The sequence below is a fragment of the Oscillibacter valericigenes genome (assembly GCF_021531915.1).
In the GTDB taxonomy this organism is placed as follows: Bacteria; Bacillota; Clostridia; order Oscillospirales; family Oscillospiraceae; genus Oscillibacter; species Oscillibacter valericigenes_A.
The window spans coordinates 71,730-85,603 of record NZ_JAFBIV010000008.1; the positions used below are offsets into that span (position 1 = coordinate 71,730).

Here is a 13,874-nt window from a genome sequence, read left to right on the forward strand (position 1 = left end):
TTTATGCTGGTATCCGGCAGGGCAGAAGTAAAATGAAGCGCCCTTTATCGGGTGATTCTGCCGGTACGAAAATTTACTCAGCGGGATCATCCGCAGGCGGAACAAATCCAATTGAAACCAACTGGGGAAGAGAGGGGAGGTAGGAAATGCCCGCTCTGGCCTCGATGGTCACAGGGTTGATGCCGATGCTGCGTAGCTGCTTGAGCCGCTTCTTGCCGTTTTTAAATTGGAGAATGCTGTTCGTATCCACTTTGGCGTACCGGTTGATTTTTTCCAGGAACTCAATGAGTTTCCATTTTTTCGATGAAGAGAAGTCGGTATCCCAAAGGATCCGCTCCTTTGCCTTGGCCAGCGTATAGTACGGTGCATCAGGTACCAACCGCTGAAAAAGCCGCAGCATAATTTCTTCGCCGTGGCAGCACAAAGCATCCATCAGGAGATACCAGGAACGGTACTTATCCAGAGAAAACTGTTGCAGTTGCTGGTCGATTCCTTGTGAAAATAAGGATGCCTCCAGCCGCAGAAGCGAAAAGGGATAGTCCCAGGATGTAGACAGGAGCTGATCGCTGATTTGATAGAGCTTGTCATAGACGGTCACTTGATAGCGATCATTTTCTCGCCGGAATGAATGGCTGGCGCGATGATCGGGGTAAGTAACCGGCTTCCAACCTGTACAAGAGGCTCCTTTTTCCAGCAAACGGATGTACTCCAGGAGCACAGCATTAGTCACAGGCGTATTTTTACATAAATCCAGGCGGTTCAATTTGAAATCGTGGATTGTCTGGCTGATCGGAATTTCCTGGACAATCGCATCCAGGGCCTGTACCAGAGCTTCCATATTGCTGCTTGTCGGGGCGAATAGCGCTGCTGCTTCCATATTCCCCAGCAGCCTCGAGGGGTTCACGCGCAGGAGCATTTTTCTGCAATAACTGTTCGTGGGCTTCTGGATCGAGACCTGGACCCCATGCTCAGACCAGCGGTTATAGTAAAGAATACCGGTCGTTTTATTTCTGTAGCAATAATGATTTTGCCCGGCGGCAGAAAGGTAGAATGCATTTCTGCATGCGCGGGTCTCTTCGGGAGAAATGTTCACATAGATCTCAAAAGTATGCACGTTCATAAAAACACCTCATTATTCAGAATGTTGGTCAGTTTATTTTTTTAGAATTCCGCACTGACCTTTCATGAAATTACCATCATGTTGGGGTACAAATTTTTTTTAAAACGGTTTTATATATGGTAATTTATGTAAGCGCTATTTTTTCTGTATCATGTCTGTATTCATGATAAATCCATCCAATCATCTTGAAATAATTGGAACCTTATGTATATACTTAAATAGATGCTGCTGTCGCAATATCACACTAAAATAATATTACGTAGAAATTTCGGACGATCCGGAAAATGATCTTCGCACAGCGGAGCAGCTGAGGCTGACAGCCTGCAAGCATTTCTTTTCTATAGAGCTGTTGGCAGCGATATAAAAATAAAAACAGTGTTCGGTCAGGGGAACATACAGGCGGAAACCGACGGCAAAGAGCGGTTCAGGTGCCTGTCCCGGAGTCAGAAAGACGCCTCCAGAAGAATCTTCTGGAGGCTGTTTTTTTAATCTTGGAAACAAAAGTTTAGTGTTAGAATATTGATTTCTTTTCATTGAAGTGGTATTTAGTGTATGAGGGGGTGCGGCTATATGGGGACTTTTCTGGATCGAGAACAGGCCGTCAATCTGATCTGTGAGCAGCAGGAACGGCTGTATTCAGTGCTGGATGCGCGTCTGGATGACCGCACACAGAAGAAGCTTTTTCAGCAGAGCTTCCGGTGTTCGCTGGCGCCGGTTGATCAGGGACGCATCGAAGTTCACCTGCTTTTTCTGCGTTATGTATTCGTTCCGAATGAATTGCCTGATCCGAAGCGGTTCCGGTTCTCGGTCCTTGATGTATCCTGGATGGCCAGCCAGAACATTCGTTTCCAAAAGAAAATCGAGCAGCAAGGGGAGAAGCAAACGAGCCCTGAAGCTGACGCGATCTCCTTTCGGACGATCATCAAACGCGATGCACAGGCAAAGAAAAATTTCAAGAAATGGAGCGGCAGCATCCGCAAAATGATTCAGAAAGTGGTTCAGAGCAAACTGATAGAAAACCCGCAGCGGATTGCGGAAATCATCACAAGAGATGCTTTCTGGGACTGCATCATCTCCCAAACCGGCCTTCATCCGGCCTACAATGATCAGGGCTATATGGACCAGGAGCTTGTTGCCCAGGAGCTTTTGGTGGATTGGCAGGGGAAAGTAGTGGGCAGGGATGTGCCGCGCCATCCGTTGGGGTGGGATCTGCGAAAACTCTGCCAGGGCTTTTCCAGATATCTGGGGTTTCCCCAGCTGCGGGAACGGTTTATGTGGCAGTTCATTCCCGAGGGAGAACGGCAAAAGCTGAACCACATGGCGACCGCTCCCTGGCATATTGGCTGGTATGAGCTGAACGGGATTCCGGTCATGTCCGGTATCCGCTCCGCGGAGGCACGGCCTTCCGGCTACGGAAGCGCATTGCTGCGGGATTTATCCCAGTCCAACCGGTTGGAAGACTTATTGGCGGTGGCTCCCTATGAGATCACCGTTCCTCTTTTGTGCTATGGGATATTCTCCGTCATCAAACCGTTTCTGCCGGATTACCCTGCCAGAATTTCGGTGAATGATTCTTTTTCCAGCGTCATGAAACGACAGAAGGAAATGATATTCCTGTCACTCAACGGCCCTCATTCCCAAGCCCTCGCTAATTTGTTTTATGGTGCTTTTGTGGACTACGGAGAAGGGGAGAGAGCGGGCGAAAAGGAAGCGAAGAAAAGACTTCGCCAGCTCCAGAGCAGGGTACATGATGGCGTTGTCATCCTGGATGAGGAGTTTAAAAATTTACAGGCATTCCGGAACCGGGCAATGCTCCGGGACGCCTGTATCGTGCTGACAAATTCCGCCTTTGAAGAAAACCAGTTTGAGATCCGTCTCAGTTCCGATGCATTTGACCCGCAGTGTTGCTCACCGGCCATGCAGCAGGTATTCCCAAGGGTCCTGATCGCGTTCGTTGATTGGTTCCGGGAGGAATATGTATGGCGACGGGAAGAAAAGGTTCAGGAAGCCCTGGGTTGTATCGCGGGCCAGGCCCATAAGCTCTATCAACGCTGGCGGCAATTATTTGCCGGAGAGAAAGAGTCCGAGATACCGAATAAACTGCGCAGACTTTCTGACAGTCCAGCAGGGAACTGGAGCGAATTAAACGATGTAATCAAGCTTTACACCGATCAACTGGAAGAAATTATTGAAAAAGATGCAGGTGATCAGCGTTGTAATACACGCAAAAAAGAAGCGGCATTGAAGTGGGTCTCCGATTTTTCAAAACGGGCCAGGGAGGAGGCAAAGAAGTACCGGCTGACAGCCGATACTTCCTTTACAAATGATTTTTTCCACTTCAGCAGCATCAGAAAGCAATATCCCCGAAAAAGGGCATGGGCCAACCTGCAAATCGCCCTCTGCGTGTTCCAAAAATTCAGGAAAACCCATTCGGAATACGCCCGGATCTCGCTTCCAAAACCGTGGGAGGCGTATTTGCAGGAAGGCTCAAAAGCATCGGAGAAGACGTATGAAGAGCTCTTTTTTGGTTATTTATCTCAGGAATTGGAAGCGGGACGGGTGATCCTATTCCGAACAAACCGTACTGCCGACTGCTCGGGCTGGTATGACGGAGCAAAAGAGTTGTTCTATCTGCCATATCCCGATTACTACGGTGACTTCCGGAACTGGGCGACAGAGCAAGGCCGGATGGACTTGCCCAGTCAGCGCGTTTTTCAGAAACGATTGGCAGAGAAAGGATTTCTGCTGCTTGCCGACTACCACAGCAAAAGCGGCTACCAGCGACCCGATCACCGATTGATCGTAGATCCTTATTCGGATACCAAACCGAAGGTCAGTGTAATCAAGGTCAAGCCCGATCTTACGGAGCTGAGTGCAGCGGCGCAGACGGTCATGCAGCAATTGAAGGCTCAAAAGGTTCCGCGCCGCCGGGATGCTCTGAAGGAGAAGTAGCTCAGAGTTCTTCCAGACGATCCCGCCGGACCCGCCACTGCCGCCCGATCCGGAAGGCAGGCAGCTGTCCGGACTGGACCATCTTGTAGAACGTGTTTTTCCCAATGGCCAGCAGTTCCATAACCTCCCGGGGCGTCAGGAATTCGTTGATCTGTTCCTCGTAGTCAGCGTCTTCACGCTCATAGCCAAATTCATCATATCGTTCATCAAATCTCATCATAAAAATCTCCCTTCAGATTATTGGCATCGTGCCTTACGTAGTTGTTGTCCCTTCTAATCCCATTTTGCGTTATTCCGTCCCCTTTGACCGTATATTATTAACATGATAAAGAGCCAGAGACCGCAATTTCTCGATGATTACGGTCTCTGGCTCTTTTCCTGTTTTGCAGAGAAAATGGCTGTATTTCAACTCTGTAAGCTGCAAATTTGGACGGAAATTATCAAAATCAGGAAAGGAGCGAAACCATATGCTGATCCGCTTGCTGCGCTTAATCCGCACTGTTTTAGCGGAAATCGTAGGCGTTCTGCTGCGCAAAACTGTTTTGGCGTAACTGCCGCAAGGGAAAAGAAGGGATGGGATAACTAATGATAAACTGAACCTGGATTCCAAGGACATTTTTGGAATCCTGCTGGCTGCCGCCGCCGCACTGGTATGTGCGGCAATCGACTATTTTATCAAGGGGAATGACGATGATGACTGAGACCTTTATCTGCTGCCACTGTGGTCAGACACACCCGCTGGAGAACCGCGTCATGGTGGGTGACGATGCACTTTGCGAACGCTGTGCCAATGAGGAGACCGTGATTTGCTCCCGCTGCGGAGAGCGTGTTTATCGGGATGACAATGCCGGGGATGAAAATACGCCCCTCTGCCAGCCTTGCTATGACCGGCATTATACCAGCTGTGAACGCTGCGGGCGTATCATCCATGTGGACGATGCCTACTATGAGGATGACGATGAAGATGATCCGCTCTGCTATGACTGCCATACCCATGCACGTCGGAATAAAATGATTGAAGACTATTATTACAAGCCAGAACCGTTGTTCCGCGGCGATGGCTCTCGCTATTTCGGCGTGGAGCTGGAGATCGACGGAGCAGGTGAGGATGACGCCAGCGCACGGAAGGTCATGGAAATTGCCAATGGAAACGGCCTGGAAAACCTCTATTGCAAGCATGACGGTTCCTTGGATGACGGCTTCGAGATGGTGACGCATCCCATGACACTGGAATACCACATGAAGGAAATGCCTTGGGGCAAAATCCTCCAGGAAGCAATCCGCCTGGGTTATACCAGCCATCAGGCCAACACCTGCGGTCTCCATGTCCATGTGAACCGGGATGCCTTTGGGGACTCGGAGGAAGCCCAGGATGCGGTGATCGCCCGCATCCTCTATTTCTTTGAGAAGAACTGGGAGGAACTTTTGAAATTCAGCCGCAGAACACCCCGTCAGCTGGAACGCTGGGCCACCCGCTATGGCTACAAGGACCAGCCAAAAGAACTGCTGGATCATGCCAAGAAGGGCTACCACGGCGGACGTTATACCAGCGTGAACCTCACCAATGTAGATACCATCGAATTCCGGATCTTCCGTGGAACCCTCAAATTCAACACCCTCATCGCCACGTTGCAGCTTCTTGACCGGATCTGTGATGTGGCGATTTGTTTGACCGATGACCAGGTCAAGGCCATGTCCTGGACCACCTTTGCCTCCGGCTGTACGCAGCCTGAGCTGGTGCAGTACTTAAAGGAACGGCGGCTGTATGTCAATGATCCGGTGGAGAGCGAGGAGGAAGTCTGATGTGCTGCCTATTTGGAATGATCGACTGTTACGGGCGGTTCAGTGCCAGAGAAAAGGCCCGCATTCTCTCTGTGCTGGCAACAGAATGTGAGGAGCGTGGAACCGATGCCACCGGGATCGCTTACTGCACCCATGCCCACCTGAGCATCTATAAACGCCCTCTGGAGGCCCACAGGCTGCGTTTCCGTATTCCGGAGGATAGCAGAGTCATCATGGGCCATACCCGCATGACTACCCAGGGAAAGGCCAGCAGAAACCGAAACAATCACCCGTTCCTGGGAAATGCGGCTGGAGAGATGTTTGCTTTGGCCCATAACGGCATTCTCTACAACGACCAGCTTCTGCGCCGTACCAACCGACTGCCGAAAACCAAGATCGAAACAGACAGCTATATTGCGGTACAGCTGATCGAACAGAAAAAAGCCCTCGACTTCTCCAGCCTGAAATACATGGCGGAGCAAGTCGAGGGCACTTTTACATTCACGGTGCTGGATCAGCAGGAAAACCTCTATTTCGTGAAGGGAGACAATCCCCTCTGTCTTTACCACTATCCCCGCTATGGTGTGTATCTGTATGCTTCTACAGAGACCATTCTGAAAAGAGCGTTGAATCTCCTACGACTGCCTCTCGGCAAGCCGGAGCGTATCGAGCTGGGTTGTGGAGATATTTTGAGGATCACCGCATCCGGTCAGCAGGCAACAGCATCGTTCAACACTTCACATCTCGCGCAGCATTGGGGATATTGGCCGATGTGGACATCAGAGGTAAAGCGGACTGGTAAGGCCCGGACAGCAGAGCAGGAGTATCTGGACGAACTGAAATCTGTGGCCTGCTGCTATGGGTTCTCGCCGGAATCAGTGGACAGGCTGCTGGAGTCCGGGTTTTCCACGGATGATATTGAAGAATTCTTGTACGAGGGGGCAATGTACTGATGAGTATTTACGAAATTGACGCTAAGGTGAAGGAACTGCGGGAACTGCGCAACATGGAGGCAGAGGTAAAGTCGGCCATTACCGCCATTGAAGATTCCCTGAAAGCAGAAATGCTGGCGAAGAACACGGATGTGCTGTCCGGGAAGGACTACACCATCACCTGGAAGACTGTTATCACCAACCGCTTTGACAGTGCGGCTTTCAAGCTGACCCATGCAGATTTGTTTGCCCAGTTCAGCCGAAGCAGCACCTCCCGGCGGTTTGTCATTGCGTGAGGGGGATTGGTCATGCGAGTAATTGTTGTGGAGCCAAAGAAAAAGCCGATGGTACAGGACATCTGCTCCGACCTCGCATCCATGCAGAAGATAGTGGGTGGTTCTATCCAGGCTGTCTATCCCTTTGACCAGCCTGTGGCGCTGATTTGCAACGAGGAGGGCAAACTGCTGAATCTGCCGCTGAACCGGGCGCTGCGGGATGACGTGGGAAATGTCTATGATATCATCTCTGGGACGTTCTTTCTCTGTACTGCTCCGCCGGACAGTGACCGTTTTGCGGGCCTGACTGACCAACAGGTGAAAACGTTCATGGAGCGGTTTGATATGCCGGAGATGTTCCTGAACGTGGGCAGCGAGCTGTTTGTTCTGCCGTACCTGTAACGTGTACCGTTAGGGTGTACCCTATCGGCACAGGTAAAAAGAGTCCCATTAGGGTCGGTTTCCGTATTTTGGCACGTGCCATCTGCGGAAGTCACCCTAATGGGACATTTCGTTTGGAAAGGAGTCTTTTTCGTGAAAATCGGATACATTCGTGTCAGTACCCAGGAACAGAATACCATGCGCCAGGAAGCTCTCATGGAAGCCCTGGGTGTGGATGAGGTTTATATCGACCGTATGAGCGGGAAGAACACCAACCGCCCGGAACTGCAGAAGATGATGGAGTACGTTCGCAAGGGTGATACCGTCATTGTGGAGTCCATCAGTCGGTTTGCCAGGAACACCCGTGATCTGCTGGAGCTGGTGGAGCAGCTGACCGCAAAGGGTGTAGAGTTCGTCAGCAAGAAGGAGGCCATTGATACCACGACGCCTACCGGAAAGTTCATGCTGACCGTGTTCGGGGCCGTGGCGGAGCTAGAACGGGAGTATATCCTGCAGCGCCAGCGGGAGGGCATCGCCATTGCGAAGGAGCAAGGAAAGTACAAGGGACGAAAGCCCGTCGTATCCCCAGAGTTTAAGCAGGTCATAGCCAAGTGGAGAAGCGGTGCCATCACAGCAGCAGAGGCCATGCGGACGCTGCACGTGAGCAAATCTACGTTTTATCGCCGGATAAAGCAACAATAAGTTTTACAGATAGACAGAATCTGTCCATGCGGTGGAGTAATATACATTACAGGACAGAAGAAAAAGGAGTGTAAACCATGAACGCAGAAGACTACAGATTAGCTGCTCTTGGAGACGCAGATGCACAGGTAAGGGTTGCGGATTACTATGATGAATATCTTCGGGGCGAACATGATGGCCCCATTGATGTCAGTGATGAGACAGCAAAAGAATTGATTTTGAAATACTATAAGATGGCTGCTGCACAAGGAAATGCGGAGGCGCATTATCGGTTATTTGAAATGTACTATTGTGCGCTTGAAGATTTTATAGACCAAGACCTGGAGGCTGCACGTGAATGGCTGGAAAAAGCAGTGGAACTTGGCTATACTGAGGCTATTTATGTGGCCGGACGTTGTTATAAAGAGGGCGAACTATTCGAAAAGAATCCTGATAAGGCGGAAGAATATTTTAAGTTGGTAACGGAAAAAGATCCAAATTATGGAGTAAAAATTGGATTCTTGTATGACATGTTCGAGGACGAGGAAAATATGTATCGTTGGTTTAAAGTTGCAGCAGAGCATGGCAATTCTAATGCTATGGAACTTCTTGGTGACTTTTGCTGTGAAGACCCAGAGGAAGGGTTTGAATGGACTTTAAAAGCGGCGGAACGGGGAGAAAACGGTGCTCAACACTCTTTGGCAGAGCGATACTATTGGGGGTATGGTGTTGAGCGTGATTTAGCAAAAGCATTCCATTGGTATCAAAAGTCAGATACTATTGCTTCTTCTCAATCCAGGTTGGGTGATTACAATTATTTTGGAATCGGCGTGAAGGAAAACTGGGAAGAGGCTGTTCGGTGGTATCAAAAAGCAGCCAATCAATTTATAGGAGATGACCATGCCCAGCAAATGCTTGGAAACTGTTATTTTTATGGGGCTGGCGTGGAAGTTGATTTTGAAAAAGCCGTCTACTGGTATAATCAGGCAACAAAACATGGTGATTGTATTGCGGAACAAATGCTTGCAGATTGCTATTACTTTGGAATAGGTGTGGAAAGAGACGTATCAAAGGCATTTGAGCGATATTACCAGGCAGTACTGACGATACAGACGTACGGAGACTTCTATTATTTTGGTTTAGGTGTTCCGGTAGATAAAATCAGGGCATTTGAGGCATATGAAGACGCAGCGGCATATGACGTCCGTGCGCAAAGAATGCTTGGAAACTGCTATTACTACGGCCATGGAACAAAACGAAATGTGGAGGAGGCCATTCGTTGGTATCGCAAGGCAGCTATGCACCGGGACAACTATTCCCTGGAGATGGTAAACCTTTATTACACTGCACATGGAGGGGAAGAGGCGGAGAAATGGTTTGAAACAGCGGCTAAAATTGGTGGAGATCAGTATGGTTATGCTTCTCACATGCGCGAGTATAGTAAAAAAGCGGAGTGACATTCACTCCGCTTTTTCTATAAGTCAAACCAAATGATCGTTACTATTCATTGCAGCTACAAAGGTTTTCAGTAGCTGCTCAGCATATGTGCGTTCTCGCTCAGAGCAATTTTCCAGCACCATCATAACGGAATCTGGATTATCCTGGTCATCCTTGCCCCAAAGGATGTAATCGGTGGACAGTCGGAGTACTTTGGCAATCCGGCAGAGCGTGGGAACGGACATTCCCTTAACACCAGCTTCAATATCTGAGCAGAATTTTGGAGTTACGTCGATTTGCTCCGCAAACTGTTCACGGGTAAGACCCATAAACTCTCGATGCTGTCGGATTCTCTTACCAATCGCTCTCCAATCCATAAGGGAACCTCCTGTGGTGATAATAAAAACAGTTTAACGCCGCAGGTTGTCCCTATAAATAAACTTCCAGGGTTCAATGATGTGAACTTTTAAGGGGAAAGGAGAGAAACTTTTAGAGTTTAAGCAGATAGACAGAATACGTCTATCTGTTTGCGTACAATATATTTATCATCCCCAATGCAGGAACTATAAGGGTTGTGTATTTAGAACTATTAGGGTATACTATCGACAGGAATCCCTATTTTTTAAGGGACAAACCTGTCTATGTAACGTCATTTGCTTGCAGACAGGAGGATATACATATGGAAATTGAGAAAAGTGCGAGGTTGCTATACCTGTATCAAGACTTCATCAAGGGTGTTGGAATACAGAAGAAGGCTGCCGCTGACCGCTTTGGCGTCAATGAGCGCAGTCTTCAACGGGACATTGAGGACTTGCGCTGTTTTTTTGCAAATCAGACCCCTCCAGGGGAGATTGTTTATGATGCACGGCAGAAGGTCTACCGACTGATTGAACGGGATAACGCCCATCTCAGCAACAGTGAGGTGCTAGCGGTGTGCAAAATCCTGCTGGAGAGCCGCTCTATGCATCGGGATGAAATGTTGCCCATTCTGGATAAGCTGGTAAACTGCTGTGTCCCAGCAGAGCAGCGTCGAGCTGTCGTAGATTTGCTAGCAAATGAAAAGCATCTCTACATTGAGCCGCACCACGGAAAACGCTTGTTGGATGGCCTCTGGGAGCTTGGAGAAGCAATTCAGAAGCATCTTGTGACAGAGATTACCTATGAGAAGCTTAAGGGTGGAGAAACTGTCCAACGGACGATTGAACCGGTGGGCCTGATGTTCTCTGAGTATTATTTTTATCTGGTAGCTTTTATCCGTGACATTGACCGGGCAGCGGAGTTTGAGAACCCGGACGATCTGTTTCCCACGATTTACCGGGTAGATCGCATCAAGGAATTTCACATTACGGGCGAGCATTTTCAAGTGCCATATCAGGAGCGATTTCAGGAGGGTGAGTTCCGTAAGCGGGTACAGTTCATGTATGGCGGCAAACTGCAAAAGATCCGCTTTAAGTATACCGGCCCATCCATAGAGGCGGTGTTGGACCGTTTGCCCACAGCAAAAATCGTGGAGCAGACCGAAGACGGCTGGATCGTCAAAGCCGAAGTGTTCGGCAAGGGCATTGATATGTGGATTAGAAGTCAAGGGAAATATATTACTATGATGGAGGAGACATACAATGAATGGTTCTGAGAATGTTAGTACTGCTCAGCAGCAATTTAACAACCCCGATATTCCAATATCTGAATGGTTCCAGAGAGCGGAAGCAGGTGACCCAGAGGCTCAGTGCCATTTGGGAATCTGTTACTATAACGGCGAAAATGGCATTGAAAAAGATTTGGAAAAGGCGGTTAGATGGTTTGACTGTGCTGCACGGAAGGGTTATGCAGAAGCGCAAAATCGCCTTGGCGTTCGTTATGATAGGGGTGAATGGGTAGATGAAAACCCTGCTGCAGCGTTTAAATGGTTCTCAGCTGCTGCGGCTCAAGGACATGTAAAAGCGATGTGCAATTTGGGGCGTTGCTACTTAAATGGCCGAGGTGTAAACGAAGATGAGAAGCAAGCTGTAATTTGGTTCCAAAAAGCGGTCCAGGAGGGATATGCAGATGCACAGTACCTGCTTGGGGTGTGTTATTACAATGGTTTTGGTGTTGAACAGAATTACAGGCACGCAGTTGACTTGTTTTCAAAAGCAGCCCAACAGAATCATGCAGGAGCGCAGTACTTATTAGGAGTATGCTATCTGCTTGGAAATGGCGTTAAAGAAGATAAGCTTCAAGCAATTGCGTTGTTTCAGCAATCGTCAGCGCAAGGAAATGATGATGCTCAGAATTCCCTTGGCAACTGCTATTATGAAGGAATTGGCGTTGAGCAAAACTATAAACTGGCGGTTAACTGGTTCCAAAAAGCAGCGGAGCAAGGAAACATAGATGCACAATGTTCTCTTGGAGAGTGCTATTACTACGGAAATGGTGTGGTAGAAGATGAGCCGAAAGCAATTGCCCTATTTCAAATGGCAGCAGAGCAAGGCAATGCAGGCGCACAATATTTCCTTGGTGAATGCTATTACTACGGACGTGGTACAGTAGAAGATAATGGGCAAGCAATTGCTTGGTTTCGGAAAGCGGCAGAACAAGGCCATGCCGATGCGCAATGCTTATTGGGCGAATGCTACTACTACGGATATGGCGTGGCAGTAGATAAAGCACAAGCGGTCACTTGGTTTCAAAAAGGTGCAGAGCAGGGAAATGCTCACGCACAAGGATTTTTAGGCAATTGTTATCTATATGGTTGTGGTGCTGAGGTGGACGATGCACAAGCTGTAAATTGGTTGCAAAAAGGTGCAGAACAGGAAGATCCCCTCGCGCAATTTAATCTGGCGATATGCTATAAAAACGGATATGGTGTAGAAAAAAATCCTGAGATATCAATTAAGTGGTTTCAGAGAGCTGCAGAGCAAGAGTTTGCCCCGGCCCAATGTCAACTGGGCAAGCTTTATTATTTTGGTGACATTGTGCCAAAGGATGATATCCTGGCTTTTGGCTGGTTCAGTAAGTCTGCAGAACAGGAAAACTCTGTGGCTCAATGTTGGGTTGGAAAGTGCTACTACTTTGGAAATGGAGTTTCACAAGACTGGGCTGAAGCAAGAAGGTGGTTTGAGAAATCAAAACAAAATGGAAATGAAAATGCTGAATGGTGGCTTAACCTGTTGGCTACTTCGAATCAATCTTTGCTCTGTAAGCCTGCTCATGCGTGCAAGCTATCCGACAAGCTTACAATCTTTGCACACTTACTTGAAAACCAAGACCGTCTAGCTATATATAATCTGGTATATTATCAATCTATCACAGATAAGAAAAGAATTAAAATCGTTAAAAATTTTGATGAACGAATCAACACAGAAGAAGTCTTTTGCTTTATGGATACAACACTCATGGGGAGTTTAAAAAACGGAATAGTTTTTTCTCTTCATGGAGTATATTTCCGAGAAATGATGGAAAAAGCTATCTATTTCAACTATGCAGATATAGATTTTATCCAAGTAATTGCAGATAAAAAAAGCAAAGAAGACCAATTTAAGGCAAGGATTAAATTCTTTCTTACAGATGGAAAGGTTCTTCAATTATCTGATACGACTTGCTTTAGGAAGAACGCATTAGCTAACATAATCGATTGCCTCCAATGTGCCGATAAGACATGGAATTCCACCGGTGGACATAGAAACTCCGGAACGGTTTTTGAATCTGGGCTAACAGAAGAGCAGCAGAAATCTTGCAATGCTATTATTCATGGTGCATCAGTAGCTGCTGGTGGCATAGGTACTGGCTTTGCTCAACTTCCTGTCATAGATACGGCTGTTATTACTCCTATTCAAATCGCTATGATTACTTCTTTGGGTGCTGTATTTGGAATCCGCGTTACAGAAGGAATGGCAAAGGGAATTATTACTTCGCTGGGAGCCGCTGTAGTTGGACGGGGAGTATCTCAAGTTCTTCTCGGTTGGATTCCTGGCTTGGGCAACGCCATTAATACTGCTACAGCTGCTGGAATTACAGAAGCAATAGGTTGGGCAGCCGTCAAACATTTCTGTGCTTTGGAGGCAGATACCCGTGCCAAATACCGTGTTGTCGGAATGCAGGCAGGATATGAAGCGGCTTCAGATGAATATGAAGCAAAACTCCGGAACCAGGCAGAAATCTTCAAAAATCAAACAACACTTGCCCAAAAAGATATTGATGGATTGAAAAATCTAATCAGAGAATATGAGGAATACATTACCGCTTTAACAGCAGCGAACAATACTGAGAATGTAGCCAAAGTTCAGCAACTTCAAGCAGACTGTAACGAACTAAAGAAACTGGGGGTGAGCTAAT

The 13,874-nt window shown here is 47.9% G+C and carries 12 protein-coding genes; 9 read left to right on the forward strand and 3 right to left on the reverse strand.

What is annotated here, in order from left to right:
- Positions 1-73: 73 nt before the first annotated feature.
- Positions 74-1,120 carry a hypothetical protein gene (locus JQM66_RS07355; protein WP_235229235.1) on the reverse strand — a complete coding sequence of 349 codons (1,047 nt, stop codon included), beginning with the start codon at positions 1,118-1,120 and terminating at the stop codon, positions 74-76.
- 570 nt (positions 1,121-1,690) lie between these two features.
- Here JQM66_RS07355 and JQM66_RS07360 point away from each other — a divergent pair.
- Positions 1,691-4,072 carry a hypothetical protein gene (locus JQM66_RS07360; protein ID WP_235229236.1) on the forward strand — a complete coding sequence of 794 codons (2,382 nt, stop codon included), beginning with the start codon at positions 1,691-1,693 and terminating at the stop codon, positions 4,070-4,072.
- A 1-nt stretch (position 4,073) separates the two neighbouring features.
- Here JQM66_RS07360 and JQM66_RS07365 read toward each other — a convergent pair whose 3' ends face one another.
- Positions 4,074-4,292, reverse strand: coding sequence for a helix-turn-helix domain-containing protein (locus JQM66_RS07365; RefSeq protein ID WP_235229237.1), 219 nt, complete (start codon positions 4,290-4,292; stop codon positions 4,074-4,076).
- A 470-nt stretch (positions 4,293-4,762) separates the two neighbouring features.
- Between JQM66_RS07365 and JQM66_RS07370 the strand changes: the two genes are divergently transcribed.
- The 6 genes from JQM66_RS07370 (at position 4,763) to JQM66_RS07395 (ending at position 9,580) form a co-directional block, all read left to right on the forward strand.
- A complete protein-coding gene (locus JQM66_RS07370; RefSeq protein WP_235229238.1) occupies positions 4,763-5,875 on the forward strand; it encodes an amidoligase family protein in 1,113 nt (370 codons plus the stop codon).
- Complete coding sequence (locus JQM66_RS07375) at positions 5,875-6,807, forward strand: class II glutamine amidotransferase (protein WP_235229239.1); 933 nt, start codon at positions 5,875-5,877, stop codon at positions 6,805-6,807. The genes JQM66_RS07370 and JQM66_RS07375 overlap by 1 nt, the downstream gene beginning before the upstream one ends.
- Complete coding sequence (locus JQM66_RS07380; RefSeq protein WP_235229240.1) at positions 6,807-7,082, forward strand: hypothetical protein; 276 nt, start codon at positions 6,807-6,809, stop codon at positions 7,080-7,082. Before JQM66_RS07375 ends, JQM66_RS07380 begins: the two co-directional genes overlap by 1 nt.
- 12 nt (positions 7,083-7,094) lie before the next feature.
- Entirely contained in the window at positions 7,095-7,463 is a 369-nt protein-coding gene (locus JQM66_RS07385; RefSeq protein WP_235229241.1) for a DUF3846 domain-containing protein, read from the forward strand.
- Between the two features lie 132 nt (positions 7,464-7,595).
- Positions 7,596-8,144, forward strand: coding sequence for a recombinase family protein (locus tag JQM66_RS07390; protein ID WP_235229242.1), 549 nt, complete (start codon positions 7,596-7,598; stop codon positions 8,142-8,144).
- 77 nt (positions 8,145-8,221) lie between these two features.
- Positions 8,222-9,580 carry a tetratricopeptide repeat protein gene (locus tag JQM66_RS07395; RefSeq protein WP_235229243.1) on the forward strand — a complete coding sequence of 453 codons (1,359 nt, stop codon included), beginning with the start codon at positions 8,222-8,224 and terminating at the stop codon, positions 9,578-9,580.
- A 24-nt stretch (positions 9,581-9,604) separates the two neighbouring features.
- Here JQM66_RS07395 and JQM66_RS07400 read toward each other — a convergent pair whose 3' ends face one another.
- Positions 9,605-9,937, reverse strand: coding sequence for a helix-turn-helix domain-containing protein (locus JQM66_RS07400; protein WP_235229244.1), 333 nt, complete (start codon positions 9,935-9,937; stop codon positions 9,605-9,607).
- Between the two features lie 302 nt (positions 9,938-10,239).
- Between JQM66_RS07400 and JQM66_RS07405 the strand changes: the two genes are divergently transcribed.
- Entirely contained in the window at positions 10,240-11,193 is a 954-nt protein-coding gene (locus JQM66_RS07405; protein ID WP_235229245.1) for a helix-turn-helix transcriptional regulator, read from the forward strand.
- The gene (locus JQM66_RS07410) at positions 11,180-13,873 is read left to right on the forward strand and encodes a hypothetical protein (protein WP_235229246.1); all 2,694 of its coding nucleotides are present in this window, start codon (positions 11,180-11,182) and stop codon (positions 13,871-13,873) included. Before JQM66_RS07405 ends, JQM66_RS07410 begins: the two co-directional genes overlap by 14 nt.
- Position 13,874: the final 1 nt, after the last annotated feature.